This window comes from Halorubrum shenae, assembly GCF_051194165.1.
GTDB lineage: Archaea > Halobacteriota > Halobacteria > Halobacteriales > Haloferacaceae > Halorubrum.
Genome location: NZ_JBLZNI010000001.1, coordinates 424,899 through 444,201, shown reverse-complemented (window position 1 = coordinate 444,201; position 19,303 = coordinate 424,899). Strand labels below are relative to the sequence as shown.

19 protein-coding genes are annotated in these 19,303 nt (G+C 66.8%); 10 read left to right on the top strand and 9 right to left on the bottom strand.

Annotated elements, in window-relative coordinates; translation table 11 throughout:
- Window positions 1-115 precede the first annotated feature (115 nt).
- Window positions 116-1,471 carry a sodium-dependent transporter gene (locus ACNS88_RS02350; protein WP_435093533.1) on the top strand — a complete coding sequence of 452 codons (1,356 nt, stop codon included), beginning with the start codon at window positions 116-118 and terminating at the stop codon, window positions 1,469-1,471.
- Window positions 1,472-1,489: 18 nt separating this feature from the next.
- Here ACNS88_RS02350 and ACNS88_RS02345 read toward each other — a convergent pair whose 3' ends face one another.
- From ACNS88_RS02345 to ACNS88_RS02320, 6 genes are all read right to left on the bottom strand, one after another.
- Complete coding sequence (locus ACNS88_RS02345) at window positions 1,490-2,329, bottom strand: glycerophosphodiester phosphodiesterase (RefSeq protein ID WP_435093531.1); 840 nt, start codon at window positions 2,327-2,329, stop codon at window positions 1,490-1,492.
- The gene (locus ACNS88_RS02340; RefSeq protein ID WP_435093529.1) at window positions 2,326-2,523 is read right to left on the bottom strand and encodes a hypothetical protein; all 198 of its coding nucleotides are present in this window, start codon (window positions 2,521-2,523) and stop codon (window positions 2,326-2,328) included. The genes ACNS88_RS02345 and ACNS88_RS02340 overlap by 4 nt, the downstream gene beginning before the upstream one ends.
- Window positions 2,524-2,615: 92 nt before the next feature.
- On the bottom strand, window positions 2,616-3,272 hold the full coding sequence (locus ACNS88_RS02335; RefSeq protein WP_435093527.1) for an AIM24 family protein: 657 nt from the start codon (window positions 3,270-3,272) through the stop codon (window positions 2,616-2,618).
- A 91-nt stretch (window positions 3,273-3,363) separates the two neighbouring features.
- On the bottom strand, window positions 3,364-4,029 hold the full coding sequence (locus tag ACNS88_RS02330; RefSeq protein ID WP_435093525.1) for a cytochrome C biogenesis protein: 666 nt from the start codon (window positions 4,027-4,029) through the stop codon (window positions 3,364-3,366).
- Between the two features lie 36 nt (window positions 4,030-4,065).
- Complete coding sequence (locus ACNS88_RS02325; RefSeq protein WP_435093523.1) at window positions 4,066-4,629, bottom strand: TlpA family protein disulfide reductase; 564 nt, start codon at window positions 4,627-4,629, stop codon at window positions 4,066-4,068.
- Window positions 4,626-5,327 (bottom strand): SCO family protein, encoded by a 702-nt coding sequence (locus ACNS88_RS02320; RefSeq protein ID WP_435093522.1) that lies wholly within the window; start codon window positions 5,325-5,327, stop codon window positions 4,626-4,628. The genes ACNS88_RS02325 and ACNS88_RS02320 overlap by 4 nt, the downstream gene beginning before the upstream one ends.
- A gap of 213 nt (window positions 5,328-5,540) precedes the next feature.
- Here ACNS88_RS02320 and ACNS88_RS02315 point away from each other — a divergent pair, with 213 nt between their 5' ends.
- The 3 genes from ACNS88_RS02315 (at window position 5,541) to ACNS88_RS02305 (ending at window position 10,479) form a co-directional block, all read left to right on the top strand.
- Window positions 5,541-5,747, top strand: a complete 207-nt coding sequence (locus tag ACNS88_RS02315; protein WP_004046191.1) for a cold-shock protein — start codon at window positions 5,541-5,543, stop codon at window positions 5,745-5,747.
- 198 nt (window positions 5,748-5,945) lie between these two features.
- The gene (gene radB, locus ACNS88_RS02310; protein ID WP_435093520.1) at window positions 5,946-6,653 is read left to right on the top strand and encodes a DNA repair and recombination protein RadB; all 708 of its coding nucleotides are present in this window, start codon (window positions 5,946-5,948) and stop codon (window positions 6,651-6,653) included.
- A gap of 190 nt (window positions 6,654-6,843) precedes the next feature.
- A complete protein-coding gene (locus tag ACNS88_RS02305; RefSeq protein ID WP_435093518.1) occupies window positions 6,844-10,479 on the top strand; it encodes a S8 family serine peptidase in 3,636 nt (1,211 codons plus the stop codon).
- A 113-nt stretch (window positions 10,480-10,592) separates the two neighbouring features.
- On the opposite strand, the gene ACNS88_RS02300 is transcribed toward ACNS88_RS02305, so the two are convergent.
- Window positions 10,593-11,732, bottom strand: coding sequence for a CBS domain-containing protein (locus ACNS88_RS02300; RefSeq protein WP_435093516.1), 1,140 nt, complete (start codon window positions 11,730-11,732; stop codon window positions 10,593-10,595).
- Window positions 11,733-11,846: 114 nt separating this feature from the next.
- Here ACNS88_RS02300 and ACNS88_RS02295 point away from each other — a divergent pair, with 114 nt between their 5' ends.
- The 5 genes from ACNS88_RS02295 (at window position 11,847) to ACNS88_RS02275 (ending at window position 16,646) form a co-directional block, all read left to right on the top strand.
- Window positions 11,847-12,530 (top strand): HAD family hydrolase, encoded by a 684-nt coding sequence (locus ACNS88_RS02295; RefSeq protein WP_435093514.1) that lies wholly within the window; start codon window positions 11,847-11,849, stop codon window positions 12,528-12,530.
- A 93-nt stretch (window positions 12,531-12,623) separates the two neighbouring features.
- A complete protein-coding gene (locus ACNS88_RS02290) occupies window positions 12,624-13,400 on the top strand; it encodes an aldo/keto reductase (protein ID WP_435093512.1) in 777 nt (258 codons plus the stop codon).
- A gap of 131 nt (window positions 13,401-13,531) precedes the next feature.
- Window positions 13,532-14,458, top strand: a complete 927-nt coding sequence (locus tag ACNS88_RS02285) for a bifunctional methylenetetrahydrofolate dehydrogenase/methenyltetrahydrofolate cyclohydrolase (RefSeq protein ID WP_435093510.1) — start codon at window positions 13,532-13,534, stop codon at window positions 14,456-14,458.
- An 83-nt stretch (window positions 14,459-14,541) separates the two neighbouring features.
- Window positions 14,542-15,600 carry an N-acetyltransferase DgcN family protein gene (locus ACNS88_RS02280; protein ID WP_435093508.1) on the top strand — a complete coding sequence of 353 codons (1,059 nt, stop codon included), beginning with the start codon at window positions 14,542-14,544 and terminating at the stop codon, window positions 15,598-15,600.
- Window positions 15,597-16,646: a dipeptide epimerase gene (locus tag ACNS88_RS02275; RefSeq protein ID WP_435093506.1), complete on the top strand. Its 1,050-nt coding sequence runs from the start codon at window positions 15,597-15,599 to the stop codon at window positions 16,644-16,646. The genes ACNS88_RS02280 and ACNS88_RS02275 overlap by 4 nt, the downstream gene beginning before the upstream one ends.
- A gap of 25 nt (window positions 16,647-16,671) precedes the next feature.
- Here the strand turns inward: ACNS88_RS02275 and ACNS88_RS02270 are convergent, their stop codons facing one another.
- Together ACNS88_RS02270 and ACNS88_RS02265 are read right to left on the bottom strand one after the other, a co-directional pair.
- Window positions 16,672-17,556 carry a PspA/IM30 family protein gene (locus ACNS88_RS02270; RefSeq protein ID WP_435093504.1) on the bottom strand — a complete coding sequence of 295 codons (885 nt, stop codon included), beginning with the start codon at window positions 17,554-17,556 and terminating at the stop codon, window positions 16,672-16,674.
- 107 nt (window positions 17,557-17,663) lie between these two features.
- Window positions 17,664-18,236, bottom strand: coding sequence for a hypothetical protein (locus ACNS88_RS02265; protein WP_435093502.1), 573 nt, complete (start codon window positions 18,234-18,236; stop codon window positions 17,664-17,666).
- 93 nt (window positions 18,237-18,329) lie between these two features.
- Between ACNS88_RS02265 and ACNS88_RS02260 the strand changes: the two genes are divergently transcribed.
- On the top strand, window positions 18,330-19,301 hold the full coding sequence (locus ACNS88_RS02260; RefSeq protein WP_435093500.1) for a sugar phosphate isomerase/epimerase family protein: 972 nt from the start codon (window positions 18,330-18,332) through the stop codon (window positions 19,299-19,301).
- Window positions 19,302-19,303: the final 2 nt, after the last annotated feature.

The following is a 19,303-nucleotide window of genomic DNA, read 5'->3' as shown; positions in this document are numbered from 1 at the left end:
ACACCGAACCGCCCCCGACTGCGCCGGTGACCGATTGATCATGTTTGATGATTAGCGGTTAGAGCGGCAGAGAGACACGTTTTTACGAGGGTGCGAAGATTCTTCCTGCACACCAATGGCACGCGAGACATGGGCGACACGGGCGGGATTCATTCTCGCTGCAGTCGGCAGCGCGGTCGGGTTGGGGAACATCTGGCGGTTCCCCTTCATCACCGGCCAGTACGGCGGATCGTCGTTTCTGATCACCTATTTGGCGTTTGTCGCGCTGATCGGGTTCCCGGCGATTCTCGTCGAGTTCGTGATCGGCCGTCGAACCGACCGAAATCCCGTGGGCGCACTGCGGGAACTGGGTAGCGGGGCGTGGTCGTACGCCGGCTGGCTGTTCGTCGTCACCGGCTTCATCATTTTGTCGTACTACAGCGTCGTCGCGGGCTGGTTCCTCCGATACACCCTCATCGGCATCACTGAGGGATTTACGCTCACCGATCCGGCCGAGGCGGAGGCGCTGTTCGGGACGGTCTCGACCGGGCTCGACACGCTCCTGTTCCACGCCGTGTTCATGCTGCTCGTCATCGGCATCATCGCCGCCGGCGTCAGGCGCGGCATCGAACTGAGCGTGAAGGTCATGGTCCCCGCAATCATCTTGCTACTGATCGGGCTCGCCGCGTACGGGTTCACGCTTGACGGCGCGAGCGCGGCGTACACCTACTACCTCTCGCCGGACTTCGGGACGATCGCCGCGAACTGGACTGAGATCCTGCCGGCCGCTGCCGGACAGGCCTTCTTCACCCTCTCGCTCGGGATGGGCGTGATGATCACCTACGCCTCCTACCTCGGTGAGGACCGGAACCTCGCCGCCGACGCCGGCATCATCGCGGCCCTCGACACGATCGTCGCGGTCCTCGTCGGCTTCGTCGTCTTCCCCGTCCTCTTTTCGGTCGGGATCGAGCCGGGGACGGGCGGCGCCGGCGAGATATTCGTGAGCCTCACCGCGGCGTTTGCCGGTATCCCCGGCGGTCGAATCCTCGGTGTCGTCTTCTTCGGAATGGTCGGCATCGCCGCGCTCTCGTCGGCGATCAGCATCCTCGAAGTCCTCGTTTCGTACCTGATCGACGAGCTCGGTGTCGCTCGGGTACCGGCATCGGTCGCACTCGGGACCGCGGTCTTCCTCCTCGGAGTTCCGGTCACCATCGATCTGATGTTCCTCAACCTGTACGACCTGCTCGCAGACGGCATCCTGCTCGTTCTCGGGTCGTTGATACTGGCGCTGTTCGTCGGCTGGGTCATCCCGGACATCGCTCGCGACGAGCTCAAAAAGGGTATCATCGGCATCGGCGGCCTCGGCGACGCGTGGATCTGGGCCGTTCGAGTCCCGATTCTGATCGTCGTGATCGTCTCGCTATACCTCGGTATCGTCGACTACGTCGACTTCCTCACCGGCGACTTCGCCGACTGGCTGGCGGCGCGGTAGGCGGAACCGGCCCCGTTTTCAGCGCTTTTCGAGCGTCGAGTAGTCGGCGATCAACCCGTCGACACCGGCCGCCGCGAGACGATCGGCCTGATACCACGTCTCGACCGTCCAGACGTTCACCGCGCGCCCGGCGTCGTGCGCGGCCGCGACCACGTCGGCGTCGCCGAACTGCGACGCGTCGAAGAAGGGCGTCCCCCGGACCGCGTCGATCGGCGGATGCACGGCGGCCGCGTCGTACCGGCGGGCGATCGCTAACGCCTCCTCGACCGACTCCGAAAACAGCGTCGCGACCGGACATCCGGACAGCTCTCGCGTCGCGGCGAGCGCGGCCTCGCAGAACGACGAGATCAGCAGATCGTTTTTTCGCCCCTCAGCGACGTTCAACACTCGCTCGACGAACGGGCGCCAGATCGCTTTTTGCTCCCCCAGTGCGTCTCGGGTGAGCGCCTCGTCGGGTCGGAGAGTGGAGGGCGGCTGCCCGGGATTCTTGAGTTCGACATTCACGCCGACCCGATCGGGGACCGCGTCGAGGACCGACCCGAGACGCGGCACCGTCTCCCCGCTGTCGAGAACCTCGGCGGTGGTGACGGTCTCAGTGTCGGTCTCCCAGACGACGCCGGTCGCGTCGGTGAGCCCGTGATCGTTGTCGGAACCGGGAGGCCCGCCGCGCCCGGAGAGCGCCGCGTCGTGGAAGACGACTGCGTCGCCGTCGGCGGTGGGAACCACGTCGATCTCGACCCAATCGGCGCCTCCGACACTCGCCGCCGCCTCGACCGCTCCGACGGTGTTCTCGGGGTTCTCGCCGGCAAATCCGCGGTGGGCGAACAGGAGCGGTTCACCGTCGGTGGTCCGGGTCATAACGCGTCGAGCACGGCGTCGACGACGACACCAACCGTCTCGGTTCCAACCGATCTGGCCCGCGAGAGCGGCCCGGACGACGCCGTGTTCTCGCTCTCTCCGCCGCCTCCGTCCGGGCGATCGTCTCCCGTTACGTCGGTCCGAGTCGCATCCGGCGAGTCGTCGAGGTCGGTGCGTTCAGTGTGCTCGTCCATCTGTCGGTGGCTCGGGGCGACGAATCAAAAAGATACTCGTCGGCTCGGGTCCGGAGACACGAGAAAAGACGCGCGCTCGAAGCGGTCGCCGACTAGACGTGTTCCTCTCGCGGCTGGACCACGACGAAGCCGTCGAGACCGTCGAACCGCATCTGGTAGCGCTCGCCAGACTCCTGACCGATCATGTCCGAGAGGCTCCGGTTCACCTCGATGTCTGGCGAGGTCCCGCCCCACGCGACGGTCGCGCTCGGGTCGGTCGCGACCGGCGGTTCCAAAACGATCGGGTCGCCGTGGGTGGTGAGCGCCACGTAGCCCGGCCCTTCGAGGTAGACGTTGCTGAAGCCGCCCGCGAGCGCGCCGGCGAGGCTGTCGATGGTGCTGATCTCGTAGGAGAGCGACTCCTCGAACGCGAGCACGTCCTCGCCGTTGACCGTGATCGACTCGCCGGCGTCGAGCTCGACGACCTGTACCTTCTTGCCGTCGTCTGCGAAGTAGACGTGACCCTCGCCCTCGACGGCCATGATGGGCGTGCCCTCGCCGGTGGCGGCCTCCTTGAGGAAGCCCTTGATCCCCCCCTCGGCCGAGGCCTTTCCGGTGAACGAGACGTCACCCGTGTACGCGACCATCGACCCGGCCTTCGCCATCACGGTGCCGTCGACGTCGACGTCCAAGGTGTAGCTGTTCTCGCGCTGAAACGGTTCGTCGCTCGCTGTCGGTGCGTTCTCGGCGGTGAACTGATCGAGATTCATGTGCGGGGACCGAACCCGTGGGTCCGGCTATACGGGGATTCCGCGGTATCTCTTATGAATGTACGGGCCGGTCGACCGCCATCGGCGCCGATCAGTAGACGACGAGCGAGAGGTAGAGCTGTCCGATACCAGCGGCAATCATCACCGCGCCCGCGACGCGCTTCAGCGTACCGGCGTGGGCCATCACCCGGTTGGCGTTGCTGATCAGCCCCACGCCCGTCGCGACAGTCGTTGCGGCCATCAGGACGGCGACGGTGCCCGCGTACACCGAGAGGACGAGGAACGCCGTCTCTGACGGGAGCGCGATTGCCCGGGCCACGACCCCGAGAAACACCGGCGCCACGCAGCCGGCGCCGGCCAGTGCGAACCCGGCGCCGAACAGGCCGAATCCGAACACGCCGGTGCGTCGCTCCGGCAGCGGCACCGACATCGACGGGGCGCGCCCGGAGACCACGAGCAGCCCGAAGACTACCAGCAGCCCGCCGACGAGCGTCTCGAACACCGTGATGTTTGCCAGCGTCGAGTACCCGATCCGGACGGTGGCGCCGGCGAGCAGCGCGAACGTCGCCAGCACGCCGATTGCGGCCGCGAGCCCTCGGGCTCCCGCCCCCAGGACCGACGCGGAATCGGCGTCGACGGAGTTCACGTAAAACCCCACGTACCCCGGCAACAGCGGGTACGCGCACGGCGAGAAGAACGTCGCGACGCCCGCGGTCACGGCGAACGGAACGTTAGTCGCGAGCGAGATGTCGGTCATCGGTCGCCTCGTCTTCTCATCGGTCGCCTCCTCTCGTCATCGGTCGAGCGCTCGCTCGATACCGTCGACGAACTCTTCGGTCGTGTGCGTCCCGGAGGTGGCCCACCGGACGCGTCCGGAGGCGTCCACAGCGCGCGCGCTGGGGAAACTACCGATAGGGAACCGAGACGCGAGTTCGGCCGAGACGTCGGCCGCGACGAGCCAGTCGCCGTCGTTCTCGCGCCACCAATCGACGACCTTCTCCTCGCTGATTGTCTCGCCGACGGGCTCCGTCGTTACCGAGACGAACAGCACCTCGTCGCCGATCCGATCGTGGGCCTCCACGAGGGCCGGCATCTGCTCGGCGCAGGGGGGACACCACGTCCCGAAGAAGTCGACGAACGTCGGCCGGTCGGGGGACGGGAGCGTCACCTCGCCGTCACGGCTCCCGGGCGCCTCGATCGTGTCGAGCGTCACCGGTTCGATCGGCTCCGGCGCGTCGCTGTCGCTGCCATTGGAGGTGCCGCCGAATGCGCCGGGTACCCCGCCAGTCGCGACGGCGCCCGCCCCGCCGAGGGCGCCGACGCTCGCGAGCCCGGCCAGTAGGTGTCGTCGTCTCACGCCGTGACCACCCGCTCGAAGTCGCTCACGACCCGCTCCGGGTCCACGATCGAGCCGCGTGGATAGGACCGTTCGACGACGCCTCGCTTGTTGACGAGCAGTATCAGGCCGTAGTGCTGGAACGTGTACTCCAGCCGTTCGTACTGGTTCTCGTCGTCGTACGCCTTCTCGATCTTCAGGCCGAAGTGTTCGTCCATCAGTTCCTTCCCCGCCTCGTAGCTCTCGGGGCGGAGGAAATGCCAGTTCCCGGCGTCAAGGTCGACGCCGCGTTGGTCGGCGTACTCGCGGAGCACGTCGGGGGTGTCGCGCTCGGGGTCGAAGGTGAGCGGGAGGAACGCGGCCTCGTCGCCGAGCCCTCGCTCGGCGGCGACCTCCTGAACGCGTCGGAGCCGGAGGATCAGGGCCGGGCAGACGCCGTCGGGGCAGTTCGTGTAGAAGGAGGTCCACAGCACGGCGCGCTCGCCCTCGAACTGCGCCGTCGAGATCTCCTCGCCCGTGATCGGATCGGGGGCGGTGAACTCGGGCATCTCGTCGCCGTAGCTCGGATGGACGGCCTCGCTCAGATCCATTTCCGGCGGGCCGAGTACCGTTCCTTCGGCACCGGAGTCGCCGAGAACACCGGCACAGCCGGCCGTAGCGGTTGTGCCGGCAGCGACGCCGGTGGCGGCGAACGAGCGGAGGAAGTGGCGGCGATCCATGTCGTTATCAGACGTACGTGGTCGCTCGTAAATGAACCCCGCGGCTGATGGCGTGCGCTGAACACAGGCGCACGCGGCGGCAGACGACCACCCTGGGCCGTGTCAGACTGCGCCGAGGCCCTCCCGATCACTCCAGACCGCACCAATCGCAACCGCCGTGGTACCGTGACCCTCGCAAGGGTTATCCCCAAATGGGCAGTATGTTTGTTTGCAATGGCAAACGGTAAGGTTGATTTCTTCAACGACACTGGCGGCTACGGTTTCATCTCGACTGACGACGGCGACCTCGACGACGACGAAGACGTGTTCTTCCACATGGAAGACGTCGGCGGCCCGGACCTCGAGGAGGGTCAGGAAGTGGAATTCGACATCGAGTCGTCCCCCAAGGGACCCCGAGCGACGAACCTGACGCGTAACTAACGATTCTACCGCGGACACCGCGTCCGCACGCAATATCGGATCACGGTCGTCGCTCAACGCGATCGACACCATCTCCGTTTCTTTCACACTTATCACCTCTCGACGAGCGACAGCGCTTCCGCCGACGGGCGACGGCGCGTCCGCCGCCGAGCGACGTGATCGACCCTTTAAATACGACCGCGAGCGAAACACTTCTCAGTGAGCGATCCGATTCCGACCGGCTGCCGGCCGGTCGACGACCTGATAGGCGGAGGGTTCGAGCGCGGGGTCGTCACCCAGGTGTACGGTCCGCCCGCGGCCGGCAAGACGAACCTCGCACTCGCCGCAGCCGTCGAGGTTGCGGCCGGTGGGGACCGCGCCCTCTACATCGACACCGAGGGACTCTCGATCGACCGGTTCGAGCAGATGGCTGCGGGTCGGGCCGACCGGCCCGACGCCGAGGAGACGGTCGAACAGATCGCCTCGCGGCTGGTGATCTCGGAGGCGTACGACTTCGACGATCAGCGCGAGGCCGTCCGCGACGCCGAGGAACTCGCCGAGGAGGTCGATCTCATCGTGTTGGACTCCGCGACCGGGTTCTATCGACTGGAGCGCGCCGGCGACACCGAGGGCGGCCAGTCGCTCCGCAAGGTCGCAAAGCAGGTGACGCACCTCCTGTCGCTGGCTCGCAGACACGACATTGCCGTCGTCATTACGAACCAGGTGTTCACCGACCCCGACAGCGACCGGGACCGCGCGCTCGGCGGCAACACCCTCAACCACTGGACCGGCGCGATCGTTCGCGTTGACCGGTTCCGCGGTGGAAACCGCCGGGCGACCTTAGAAAAACACCGATCGAAGCCCGCGGGCGACACCGCCACCTTCCAGATCGTCGCCGACGGGCTCGCCGAGGGCGCGGACGCGTGAGCGTCGGTCGCGCGGCGTGGGAGGTGACGTGCGGGGCGTGCGGGTTATCAGCGGTGACACGCGGGACGTGGGAGTTATCAGCGTCGCGCCGTCGTAGCCGGTAGTGAGCGATCAGTCGGCTTTTTCATCTGTAACTGCAGTCTCGGTCCTTCTCGCTGCCTGTCTGATCGTAGCCGCCGTCGCGCCGGGCATGGTGGCAGGCGGTTTCATCGCCGGGAGTTCTGCTGCGGTCGATTCCGGCACAGTCGATTCGATCGGGGCTCAACCCACACCGACGGATTCCGTCGCTGTCAGTCCCGGTTCGACCCCTGAAAGCGACGCGGTACCTCCCGGCTTGCGCTCGGCGAACGGCACCGTCGAGGTCGTGGTGCGGTTCGCGGGCGACGCGCGCCTCGGAACCGCCGGCGGTGGAGATGAGAAATCTGGCGGTTCGGGCGGTTCGGGAAGCTCGGCGACGCTTTCTGCGAACGATCTTAAAACGAACGCCGCGAACTCGCAGGCCGACTTCGAGTCGTTCGCCGAGCGGAAACCCGGCGTCACCGTCGAGCGCAGCTTTTGGCTCGCGAACGCGATGCTGGTCACGATCGACACCGAGAGCGTCGCGGTCAAACGCCTCCTCGACGTGCGGGGCGTCGAGCGCGTCCACGAGAACTTCGAAGTCAAGATCGACTCGGCGGCCGCGACCACAACGCCCGACAACGGTGGTTCGAAGGCGATCCGAACCGGCGATCCACCGTCCGCACCCACTCCCGAGGCCGTCTCAACGTCATCGACGGGGACCAACGCCACCTACGGCGTCGAGATGGTCCGCGCCCCCGAGGTCTGGGAGACGTTCGGGACCCGGGGAGAGGGTGCAACCGTCGCGGTGCTCGACACCGGGGTCGACCCGAATCACCCCGACCTGACGGTGAACGGATGGGCAGAGTACGATGCGAAGGGGAACCTGGTGAGCGAGGGCCCCGAGAACGCGTTCGACGTCGACGGGCACGGGACCCACGTCGCGGGGACGGTCGCCGGCGGAAACGCGAGTGGAACGGCGATCGGAGTCGCGCCAGAGGCGGACCTGTATGGAGTAAAGGTGTTGAACGACACCGGATCAGGGACCTTCACCCAGGTCGTCGCAGGGATGCAGTATGCGACGGAGAGCAAGAATGTCGACGTGATCCAGATGAGCCTCGGTGGTGAGGGATACGCTTCTGGGTTCATCGAGCCGGTTCGGAAGGCACGCAGTGCCGGAAAGACTGTCGTCGCGTCGTCTGGGAACAGCCGTCAAGGTTCGTCGAGTTCGCCCGGGAACGTCTACGACTCGCTCGCAGTAGGGGCAGTCAACGACACTCGTGATGTCGCCGACTTCTCCAGCGGAGAGACGATCGACACGTCAAACGCGTGGGGCAGCGACGCCCCCGAAGCGTGGCCGGAGACGTACGTGGTTCCGGACGTGTCCGCACCGGGGGTTTCAGTCAACTCGACAGCAGCAGGTGGTGGCTATCGCAATCTCTCCGGCACCTCCATGGCCGCTCCGCACGTCAGCGGCGTCGTCGCGTTGATGCTCTCTGCGAACTCAAGCGGTCTCACCGACGACGAGGTCCACAGCACGCTTCGAGACACGGCCAAGCACCCTGATGGCGCGACCGAACCGGACGACCGTTACGGAACCGGGATCGTCGACGGATTCGAAGCCGTCTCGTCGGTCACGAGCCCCGAATTTACGGTAAGCGAGTTTGACGGCCCGAACGAAACCGATCCCGGGGCAACCGTCGCGGTCTCCGCAACGGTCACTAACACCGGTGACGGACCGGGTAACGGCAACGTCGAGTACCGCCTGAACGATACCGTCGGGAACGACACAACCGTCTCGCTCGATCCCGGCAACGCGACGACCGTCTCGCTCACTTACGTCGTCCCCAACGAGACTGTTCCGGGCGAATACACGCACGGCGTCTACACCACAGATTCGAATCAGACCTCGGCGATTACCGTTCGGAAGCCCCCCTCATACACGGTTGCGAACCTCACGACTCCACAAACCGCCGAACGTAGTGGTCCCCTGAACGCCACGGTGAACGTGACGAACGACGGCGAGGTGGCCGGCGACAACCGCACCGTCGAACTCCGTCTCGTCGACCCCGCGAACGCGAGCAACGTCACCACTCTCGCCACGGAGAACGTCTCGCTCGGCCCCGCAAACGCGACGACTGTCTCGCTCAACGGAACCGTCCCGACCGAGTTCGGGACCGGTGAGACGACCCTGACGGTCGCCTCCCCCGAGGACAACGCCTCGGCGCCGATCCGGATCGCTACAGCCGTGGGGACAATCAACGGGACCGTCACCGACGCAGAGACGAACGAGACTCTCGCCGATATCGACGTGGTCGTGACGAACGGCACGGAGGTGGTGGGGACGACGGTGACGGGAGCCGCGGGCTCTTACGCGGTCGACGTCCCGACGACGGATCTGACGGTCACCGCGAGCAACGCGACGTACGCCCCGGCGAATCAGTCGGTGACGCTGAGCGAATCGGGAGACACCGCGACTGCGAACGTCTCGCTTGAACTCCGAAACGGCACGCTGAGTGGCGCCGTCGACGCAAGCGACGGGCTCGGTCTCCCGTCGAACGCGACCGTGACGGTCACGAACGAGACGGACGTGAACGTCGCGACCGTTGACGCCGCCAGCGACGGCGCCTACTCCGTCGGACTCCGTCCCGGCACCTACAACGCCACCGCAGAGGCGCCGGACTTCGAGAGCCGGGCGATAACCGGTCGGGGGATCTCGCCGAACGTGACGGCGACCGAGAACTTCTCGCTGACTCCGCAGCCGGCATCGCTCTCCGGTGTCGTGACGAATGTGACCGACGGGCCGGCGATCTCGGATGCGACGGTCACCGTGGGTGGGGGACGGTCAGCGACGACCGACGCGAACGGAACGTACGCGCTTGGCGACCTCGACCGCGGCGAACGCGAAATTACCGTCTCGGCGGACGGATACACGCAGGATAGCCAGACGCTCAACCTCACCGCGAACGACACCCGAGAGCTGAACGTCTCGCTATCGCCTCGCGGCGTGTTCAATGTGACCAAGCTCTCCGGGGATACCGAACTCGAACAAGGGTTGAGCGGCAGCTTCGATCTCACCGTGCGAAACGACGGGCGAGTTACCGACGATGCGACCGTTGACGTTACGCTGAACCGGAGCGGCTCCGTGAGCCCCAACCCCGTCGTACTCGACAGCGTCGCGGTCGGCGATACCAAGTCGGATTCGTTCACCGTGTCGATCGGGTCGACTGCATCGACCGGGACGTACGCCCTGACTGCCGCCACGTCCGACAGTAAGAAGACGCACGCGTTCGTCGTGACGAGCAGCAGTGACGGCGGAGACACCGATGACGGCAGCACCGACGGAGGCGGTGGTGGCGGCGGTGGCGGTGGTGGCGGTGGTGGCGGCGGTGGTGGCGGGGGGCAAACCTCACCACCCGCAGACGACACTGACGACTTGACGAACGAGACGGACGACCTGACGAACGAGACGGACGACCTGACGAACGAGACGGACGACCTGACGAATGAAACCGACGTCCCGATCAATGAGACGGACCCGGTGGACGACGGGAACGAACCGATCGACGGCGGGCCAGCAGACGGTGATGCCGAGGCAGACGCGGAGGGCGGCGAAGCCGGCGAGGCGACCGATGGGGCCGCAGGAGGCGACGAGTCCGCGGACGAGGGCGGTTCGACCGACGGAGCGCCCGGGTTCGGTCCTGCTGTCGGCGTCCTCGCGGTGCTTGCGGTAGCACTCCTTGTCGGGCGGCGCGACGGGCGGGGCTGATACGGCTGACACGGATGTTGCGAGCGACAAGGTAAAAATCGGCCCGCGTCGAAACGCGCGGAGTCGACCGAAAACGACGCTTTGCGAGCCGGCCGCGCGAAGCGCCTACCGGCTCACAGCTGACCGAGCTTGCGGAGGAGCTGACCGCGGTACTCCTCGTCGGCGTTGACGCCTTTGATCTCCAAGACGTTGCGCTCCAGCTTGTCGAGCGCGACGTGGAAGGAGTGCTCGGCACCGTACCCCTCGCCGGAGCCGCCGACCTGTCCCTCGTTGGTTCGGAGGCGAATCTGACACTGGATCAGGGGGGTGCCCCGAAGCTTCTCCTTGTGGGCGTGGAGCCGGACGTGCGCGTGGATGACATGCATGTCCGCATACTTGCTCACGACCTGCTCGATGGACTCGATGATGTGCTCGCGGGAGGTCGTGTCCAGTAGCTCGACGTTGGTGATCTGCACGTCCATCGAGTCCTGCTCGGTGAACGTGAGTGCGCGCAACACGTCGGTCTTCGTCACCATCCCGGCGACGGTGTCGGCGCCCTTCGGCGTGACGACCAACCCGGAGATGTCGTTGTCGAACATGCGCTGAACGACGGTCTCCGCGGTCTCGTTGGCAGTCGCGGTGACGACGGGACTCGACATAATGTCGTAGACGGGGATGTCGAGCATCCGGTCGATGTCGCCGGCGCGGTCGCCGCTGCCCTGTCGTTCGTGGTCGCGGACGACGAACTCGACGATGTCGTTCGTGGTGACGACGCCGACCAGCTGGCCGTCTTCGTCGAGCACTGGCAGCCGAGAGATCCCGTTCTCGCGGAGGCGGTTGATCGCGCTTCCGACGCTGTCCTTCTGGTTGATCCCGATCACGTCCTCAGTCGCGATCTGACCGACGGTGATCGCGTCGAGGCTGTCGAGGACGGCCTCGAGGATCTGATCGACGGTGACGATCCCGTAGAGCTTCTCGCCCTCGTAGACCGGGGCGATCTTCACGTCACCCTCGACGAGGAGGCGGGCGGTCTCACGGAGGTCTTCGTGGCGGTCGACCGACGGCGCCGACTTCATTACGGCCGAAACCTTGGTGTCGTCCTCCATTCGGGAGCGCATGAGCTGCTTTTCTCCCACCACGCCCGCGTACTCGCCGTCCTCGGTGACGATGATCCCCTTCGGATTCTCGCGCTCGAAGATGGACCGGACCTTGGCGAGTCGCTCACTGACGTCGACTTCGACGTACTCCGGCTCCGCGATATCAACAATATTCATGGTCCAATATGCAGGTTGGACGCGCCGGGTATTGAAAGTGCGGGAGTCACGGCGCTCGCTGAGATTCCGCCCGCCGGTGAAAGGCTTTTGCCGGTTACCGACGGAGAGGAGGTCGTGTACGATGCCGTCGTCCTCGATAAGGACGGGGTCCTCGTCGGTCGGACCCCGTTCGACACCCTCAGGGAGGCCGCTTGGGACGCCTTCGTGAGCCTCGGCGTCGAGGATCCGGACCTGGCCCACGTCGACGACATCGCCGTCGGCGTCGACCCCGCCACCCTGACGGACATCTGCGAGCGCTACGGGCTCGATCCGGTCGAGTTCTGGCGGGTCCGGGAGGAGACCGCCGCGGCCGCTCAGGTCGACGCGGCGCGGAGCGGGCGCAAGACCCCCTACGACGACGTCGACGCGCTCCGCCACCTCGACGCCGCGCTCGGCGTCGTCTCCTCGAACCAGCAGGCGACGGTCGACGCGGTCCTCGACCACTTCGGGCTCTCCGGGCGGTTCGAGGTCGCGTACGGCCGCGAGCCGTCCATCGCGAGCCTCTCGCGGAAGAAGCCGTCACCGTACTACATCGAGCGGGCCCTCGAGGACCTCGACGCCGACACCGCGATCTTCGTCGGCGACAACGAGTCGGACATACTCGCCGCCGACAACGCCGGTATCGACTCCGCGTTCGTCCGACGCCCGCACCGGCGATCGACCGAGCTATCCTGTCAGCCCACCTACGAGATCGACGACCTCCACGACCTCGTGAGCATCTGCGGGCGGGCGCCCGTCAACCCGGACAAAGAGATCTGAACCGGACAACCCGGACGAGGAGATATGAATCGGACAAAAACGCTCAGTCGTCGAGCCGATCGCTTTTTGCGTCGGTCGGACGGAAATGTGTACATGAACCTCCCGCCCGTCGGCCTCGGGACGATGGGGATCGACGACCCCGACGTGGTCGCGACCGCGCTCTCGCTCGGCTACCGCCATCTCGACACCGCCCGGATCTACGACAACGAGGCCGTCGTCGGCGACGGGCTCGCCGACGGACTCGCCGCGAGCGATGTTGACCGGGACGCGGTCACGATCGCCACGAAGCTGTGGGTCGACGACCTCGGCGCGGAGGACGTGGGCCCGACCGCCCGCGAGAGCGCCGACCTGCTCGGCGTGGAGACGCTCGACCTCCTGTACGTCCACCGTCCGCGGGGAGCGTACGACCCGGCGGAGACGCTCCCCGAACTCGACCGCCTCGTCGACGAGAGGGTCGTGCGCGAAGTCGGTGTCTCCAACTTCGAGGTCGACGAACTCGATCGCGCGATCGACGCCCTCGACGCACCGCTCGCGGCCCACCAGACGGAGCTGCATCCCCTCTACCATCGACCGGAGCTGCTGGAACACGCCCGCGAACACGGGTACGCGGTCGTCGCCTACTCGCCGCTGGCGGGCGGGCGAGTGCGTGAGATCGACGCCGTGGTCGAGGTCGCAGAGGCCCACGAGACGACGCCCGAGGCGGTCGCGATCGCGTGGGCGACCGCGAAAGAGCCGGTCGTGACGATTCCGAAGGCGTCGAGCGAGGGACACCTCCGCGCGAATCTGGCGGCCGCCGAACTCGATCTGACGGCCGACGAGGTCGCCGCCATCGACGCCGTCGAACGCGAGGAGGAGCTGTTCCCGGAGTGAACGCCCGATTCGGGTGAGACGAACGACGGAACGGCGGGACGATCCACGCTCTCGCATATCTCGCCCGTATATAAGCCAGATTTAGACACGATCCCGCGTCGCTTTTATATCACCTTGCCCTCAGTTTCGGTATGACCGAGAGTAGCGGTGAGGACGCTGCCGACGGGACGCAGATCATCGACGGCGAGGCGGTTGCCGCCGACGTGCGCGACGACGTGACCGCGCACGTCGAAACGCTGGAAGCGGCGGGCGTGACGCCGGGACTCGCCACCGTGCTGATGAGCGACGACCCCGCGAGCGAGACGTACGTCTCGATGAAACAGCGCGACTGCGAGGAGGTCGGCATCGAGAGCGTCCACGTCGAGATCGACGCCGACGCCCCGGCAGAGGAGCTGTACGAGACCATCGACGACCTCAACGAACGCGAGGACGTCCACGGGATCTTAGTCCAGATGCCGGTCCCCGATCACGTCGACAAGCGGCGCGTCCTCCGGCAGATCGACCCCGAGAAGGACGCTGACGGCTTCCACCCCGAGAACGTCGGGCGGCTCGTCGCAGGCGACGCCCGGTTTAAGCCCTGCACGCCGCACGGCGTCCAGAAGCTGCTGGCGGCGTACGACGTGGAGACCGAGGGCGCCGACGCGGTCGTCGTCGGGCGGTCCGATATCGTCGGCAAGCCGATGGCGAACCTCCTGATCCAGAAGGGGCCGGTCGGCAACGCGACCACGACCGTCTGTCACTCCCGAACGGAGGACTTGGAGGGGAAGCTGGCGACCGCAGACATCGTGATCGCCGCGGTCGGTGTCCCCGAGTTCATCGACGGCTCGATGCTCAAGCCGGGCGCGACCGTGATCGACGTGGGGATCAACCGGGTCGACGCGGACACCGAGAAGGAGTACGAACTCGTCGGCGACGTGGAACACGAGTCGGCGACGGAGGTCGCGGGCGCGATCACGCCCGTCCCCGGCGGCGTCGGCCCGATGACGCGCGCGATGCTCCTTTATAATACGGTGAAGGCGGCGGGACTGCAGTCCGACGTTTCGCTCGACCTCGGCTGAGTCGGCCCGACCGCCGACGCGGCGACTCGACGGTCCGCCCGCGGCTCGACCCTTTTAAGCCCAGCCGGGGCGAGCGACTCACTATGACCGACGACCGGATCGTCATCCTCGCCCACGAGAAGTTCCCCGACCGCGCGAAGACCGCTCTCGGCGTGATGCGCTACGGCGACCAGACGGTTCGCGCCGTGCTCGACCGCGACCGCGCCGGCGACCGGGTTCACGATCACGCCCCCGACCTCGCCGACGCGCCGATCGTCGGGTCGTTCGCGGACGCGTACGCGGCCGCCGACGGCGACGTGGACGCGTTATATATCGGGATCGCGCCGATCGGGGGCGGCTTCGACGAGTCGTGGCGGTCGGACGTGGAGGCCGCGATCGAGGCCGGCTGCGACGTGGTGAGCGGGCTCCACTACTTCCTCACCGAGGACGACGAACTCGCCGCCCTGGCCGACGAGCACGGCGTCGACCTCGTCGACGTCCGCGAGCCCGACGACGACCTCACGGTCGCCACCGGGGCCTCCGGCGACGTGGACGCCGACGTGGTACTCACTGTCGGCACCGACTGCTCGGTCGGGAAGATGACTGCCTCGCTCGAAATCGTCGCCGCCGCCCGCGACCGCGGGATCGACGCCGCGTTCGTCCCGACCGGCCAGACCGGGATCATGATCGCCGGGTGGGGGAACCCGATCGATCGCGTCGTCTCCGACTTCACGGCGGGCGCGGTCGAGGACATGCTCGTCGAAATCGGCGACGACCACGACCTCCTCGTCGTCGAGGGGCAGGGAAGTATCATCCACCCCGCCTACTCGGCGGTCACCTGCGGTATCCTCCACGGCTCGATGGCGGACGGGCTCATCCTCTGTCACGCCGCGGGCCGCGAGGCGGTCCACGGCTACGAGTCCTTCTCGCTCCCGCCGCTTGCCGACTACGTCGACCTCTACGAGGGGCTCTCTGCGCCCGTTCACGAGGCGAGCGTCGTCGCCGGCGCGCTCAACACCAAAGACGTCGACGACGACGCGGCCGCCGCGGACGCGGTCGACGGCTTCGGCGACGCGGTCGGCGTCCCGGCCGCCGACCCGGTCCGAGACGGCGCCGACCGGATCGTGGACGGGATCGTCGAAGCGGGGTTCGGCGATACATGACTCTCAAAACGGAGTTCGAGCGGGTCTCGTTCCCCTTGGAGAACCCGTTCACGATCGCTCGGGGCACCCAGACGGACGCCGAGAACGTGATCGTCCGGATCTGGGACGAGGCCGGGATGACCGGCGTCGGCGGCGCGGCTCCTTCGACCCACTACGGCGAGACCGCCGACACGGTCGAAGCCGTCCTTCCCGGACTCCTCGACGCGGTTGAGCGCATAGGGGACCCGCACGCTCTCCACGAGATCGAGAGTGAACTCGTGACGGTCGTCAACGACAACCCGGCCGCTCGCGCCGCCGTCTCGATCGCGGTCCACGACCTCGCCGCGAAGCGGCTCGGCGTCCCCCTCCACCGCCTCTGGGGGCTCGACCCCACGGCTGCGCCCGAGACCTCCTACACGGTCGGGCTCGACGAGACGGAGCGCGTCCGCGAGAAGGCCGCGGCCGCGGTCGATGCCGGCTACTCGATCCTCAAGGTCAAGCTCGGGACCGATCGCGACCGCGAGCTGATCGACGCGGTCCGCGAGGCAGCGCCCGACGCCCGGCTCCGCGTCGACGCCAACGAGGCGTGGACCCCCCGCGAGGCGGTCGAAAAGAGCGAGTGGCTCGCCGAGCGCGACATCGAGTTCGTCGAGCAGCCGGTGCCCGCCGAGGACGCCGAGGGGCTCCGGTTCGTCTACGAGCGGTCCGCGCTCCCGATCGCCGCCGACGAGTCGTGCGTCACGCTCTCGGACATTCCCGCGATCGCCGATCGTTGCGACATCGCGAACCTGAAGCTGATGAAGACCGGCGGGCTGCTGGAGGCGAGGCGGATGATCGCCGCCGCGCGCGCTCACGGACTGGAAGTGATGTGCGGCTGCATGATCGAGTCGAACGCGTCGATCGCAGCGGCCGCACAGCTCGGGCCCCTGCTCGACTACGCCGATCTCGACGGGTCGCTGCTGCTCGCCGAGGACTCGTACGACGGTATCGGGATGGAAAACGGCGAGATCCGGCTCGGGGAACAAGAGCGGGCGGGGACGGGCGCGCGACCGAGCGCGGAGCAGTAGCGCGTCAGCTCGCGGTTTATACGCGTCAGTTCCGCTGCTCGTCGGCGTCGGCCTCGGACTCCTCCAGTTCCACGTCGACCTCCTCGTCGGCGTCGGCGTCCCCGTCAAGGTCAGCTTCGAGGTCGTCGCTGTCGATCTCCGACTCGATGTCCGCCAGCTCGTCGTCGATCTCCTCGTCGCTGCTCGCCTCTCCGTCGTCGCTCGCGGGCTCGCCTTTGCCGAGTTCGCCTTTTAACGTCTCCAGCTCGGCGTCGACCTCGCTGTTCGTCGAGAGGCTGTCCAGCTCCCGGTCGATGCTGTCCTTGTCCGAGAGCGCGTCCTCGAAGGCGCCGGAGTCCTCCAGCTCGTCCATCGCCTCCGCGCGCGCCTCCATCTCCTCGGTGCGCTCCTCGGCGCGCTCGATGGAACGGCTCACGTCCTCCATCTCGTCGCCGACGCCCGTCATCGCCTCAGAGACGCGTGATGACGCCTCCGCGGCCTCGTAGCGGGCCTTCATCGTCTCCTTCTTCGTGCGGAACTCTTCGATGCGGTTCTGGAGCTTGTTCTTCTTCTCGACGAGCTGCTCCTGTGTGTTGTTCAAGTCCGCGATCTGACCCTCTAGCTCCTCGATCTGGGACATCTTCGATTTCTTCTTTTCGAGGGCCTTCCGCGCGAGGTCGTCCCGGTCCTGCTGCACCGCCTCGCGGGCCTGTCGGTTGTGTTTCTCGACGTTCTCGTCCAGCTTGCGCTTTTGAATCTCCAGGCGCTTTTTCTGGGTCGTCAGGTCGGCGATTCCCTGTTTCACGTCCTGGAGCTCGTCGCGCATCTGTTCGTACGAGTAGTCGAGCGACTCCGTCGGGTCCTCCGCTCGGTTGAGGAGGGCGTTCAGCTTCGAGCGGACGACGTAGGAGGCGCGAGAGAGAATTCCCATACCCATCGTACGCGCTCCACCCGTTAAAACCTCATGTGGTGTGGCGGTCGCGGAGAGCGACAAGCGACTCCCACACTCGGGGCAACCCCGGCGCGTCGCCGTTCGACTCAGCGTTCTGTACGCGGTCCGCTCTCGACGGAACTTGCTGCGGTCCCTTCGTCGTCGGCCCCTTCGCTCCCGTCGTCGGCCCCTTCGCTCCCGTCCGCAACCCCCTTCTCGTCCGCTTCGACGCCTCGGCCGCCGTCAGCGGTGGGTGTGCTCGGGGTAGTCTCATCGGCCGATGTCGCCGTCGTGGACGATCCCCCGGCTGAACCGGTCTCTCCCGACTGCTCGTCAGAAGCGGACCGCTCCGCGGGGGTCTGGTCAGGAACCACCTCGCGCTCCACGGTGTTGATGACGCCGGTTCCGTGGATGCGGAAGAGTAGTGTCGTGCGACCGACGCGCCGGACGACGAGCCCTCCGACGACGCCGCCGGCGAGGAGCGGAATATTCATCGGCGCCGCGATCACCGCCTGAAGCAGTTGCTGCGGTCCACCCGTCGCCCCTCCAACTGACGCCACTGCCGGTTCGATAAGCCCGATCCACAGCGCGACGGCCACGATCGCGCCGCCGATAAACGTCGGGAGAGATGCTACCGCGTGGTACTTCAGCGCCTTCTTGAACGCAGTCCCGAATCGCATAGATATGTCATTCACAAAGACAGTCATAAAACTTCGGACAGTATCTCGACAGTTTCCTGAAGCTTTAATTTGGCCCTCCGAGGAGTTCCCGACATGGATATCGGTGCGCTAACAGTTCCCGTAGGCGACGAACCGGTCGACGGCGCCCTCGCGTACCTCGACGAACTCGGCGTCGACGCGGTTGAGCTCGGCGTCGGCGGGTGGCCCGGCGAGGACCACGTTGACCGCGAGGCGCTCCTCGGCGACGACGCCGCACAGGCGGCGCTTGATGAGCTGCTCGACGAACACGGTCTCCGGATCTCCGCGCTTGCGACCCACAACAACCCCCTGCATCCGGACGAGGAGCAGGCCGCCGAGGCCGACCGAGAGCTCCGCGAAGCGATCGCACTGGCCGACCAGCTCGACGTCGGCACGGTGACCTGCTTCTCCGGCCTTCCGGCGGGAGCGCCCGGCGACTCGACGCCGAATTGGGTCACGGCACCGTGGCCGAGTGAACACGCCGACGCGCTCGACTACCAGTGGGACGAGGTCGCGGTCCCGTACTGGCAGGACCTGGCGAAACACGCCGAGCAGCACGGCGTCGACGTCGCCATCGAGATGCACCCGAACATGCTCGTGTACGAGCCGACCGGGATGCTCGCGCTGCGGGAGGCGACGAACGAGCGGGTCGGCGCCAACTTCGATCCTTCACACCTCTACTGGCAGGGGATCGACGTGACCGAGGCGATCCGCTTTTTAGGCGACCACGACGCGATCCACCACGTCCACGCCAAGGACACCAAGGTGTACGACGCGAACGCCCGCGTGAAGGGCGTGCTCGACACGACGAGCTACACCGACGAGGCCGACCGCTCGTGGCTGTTTCGGTCGATCGGCTACGGCCACGACGAGGGTCACTGGAAAGACGTGGTCTCGACGCTCCGAATGGTCGGCTACGAGGGCGCGCTGTCGATCGAACACGAGGACTCGCTCACCTCCGCGCGGGAGGGGTTAGAGAAGGCGGTCGACGTGCTCGACCGCGCCGTCTTCGAGACGCGGCCGGGAGACGCCTACTGGGCAGAGTAAGC

Bases quoted from the DNA above. Each gene is read 5' to 3' on its own strand.
- ACNS88_RS02350 (WP_435093533.1), top strand. From the start codon at position 116: ATGGCACGCGAGACATGGGCGACACGGGCGGGATTCATTCTCGCTGCA.
- ACNS88_RS02345 (WP_435093531.1), bottom strand. From the start codon at position 2,329: ATGACCCGGACCACCGACGGTGAACCGCTCCTGTTCGCCCACCGCGGA.
- ACNS88_RS02340 (WP_435093529.1), bottom strand. From the start codon at position 2,523: ATGGACGAGCACACTGAACGCACCGACCTCGACGACTCGCCGGATGCG.
- ACNS88_RS02335 (WP_435093527.1), bottom strand. From the start codon at position 3,272: ATGAATCTCGATCAGTTCACCGCCGAGAACGCACCGACAGCGAGCGAC.
- ACNS88_RS02330 (WP_435093525.1), bottom strand. From the start codon at position 4,029: ATGACCGACATCTCGCTCGCGACTAACGTTCCGTTCGCCGTGACCGCG.
- ACNS88_RS02320 (WP_435093522.1), bottom strand. From the start codon at position 5,327: ATGGATCGCCGCCACTTCCTCCGCTCGTTCGCCGCCACCGGCGTCGCT.
- ACNS88_RS02315 (WP_004046191.1), top strand. From the start codon at position 5,541: ATGGCAAACGGTAAGGTTGATTTCTTCAACGACACTGGCGGCTACGGT.
- ACNS88_RS02305 (WP_435093518.1), top strand. From the start codon at position 6,844: ATGGTGGCAGGCGGTTTCATCGCCGGGAGTTCTGCTGCGGTCGATTCC.
- ACNS88_RS02300 (WP_435093516.1), bottom strand. From the start codon at position 11,732: ATGAATATTGTTGATATCGCGGAGCCGGAGTACGTCGAAGTCGACGTC.
- ACNS88_RS02290 (WP_435093512.1), top strand. From the start codon at position 12,624: ATGAACCTCCCGCCCGTCGGCCTCGGGACGATGGGGATCGACGACCCC.
- ACNS88_RS02285 (WP_435093510.1), top strand. From the start codon at position 13,532: ATGACCGAGAGTAGCGGTGAGGACGCTGCCGACGGGACGCAGATCATC.
- ACNS88_RS02280 (WP_435093508.1), top strand. From the start codon at position 14,542: ATGACCGACGACCGGATCGTCATCCTCGCCCACGAGAAGTTCCCCGAC.
- ACNS88_RS02275 (WP_435093506.1), top strand. From the start codon at position 15,597: ATGACTCTCAAAACGGAGTTCGAGCGGGTCTCGTTCCCCTTGGAGAAC.
- ACNS88_RS02270 (WP_435093504.1), bottom strand. From the start codon at position 17,556: ATGGGAATTCTCTCTCGCGCCTCCTACGTCGTCCGCTCGAAGCTGAAC.
- ACNS88_RS02265 (WP_435093502.1), bottom strand. From the start codon at position 18,236: ATGCGATTCGGGACTGCGTTCAAGAAGGCGCTGAAGTACCACGCGGTA.
- ACNS88_RS02260 (WP_435093500.1), top strand. From the start codon at position 18,330: ATGGATATCGGTGCGCTAACAGTTCCCGTAGGCGACGAACCGGTCGAC.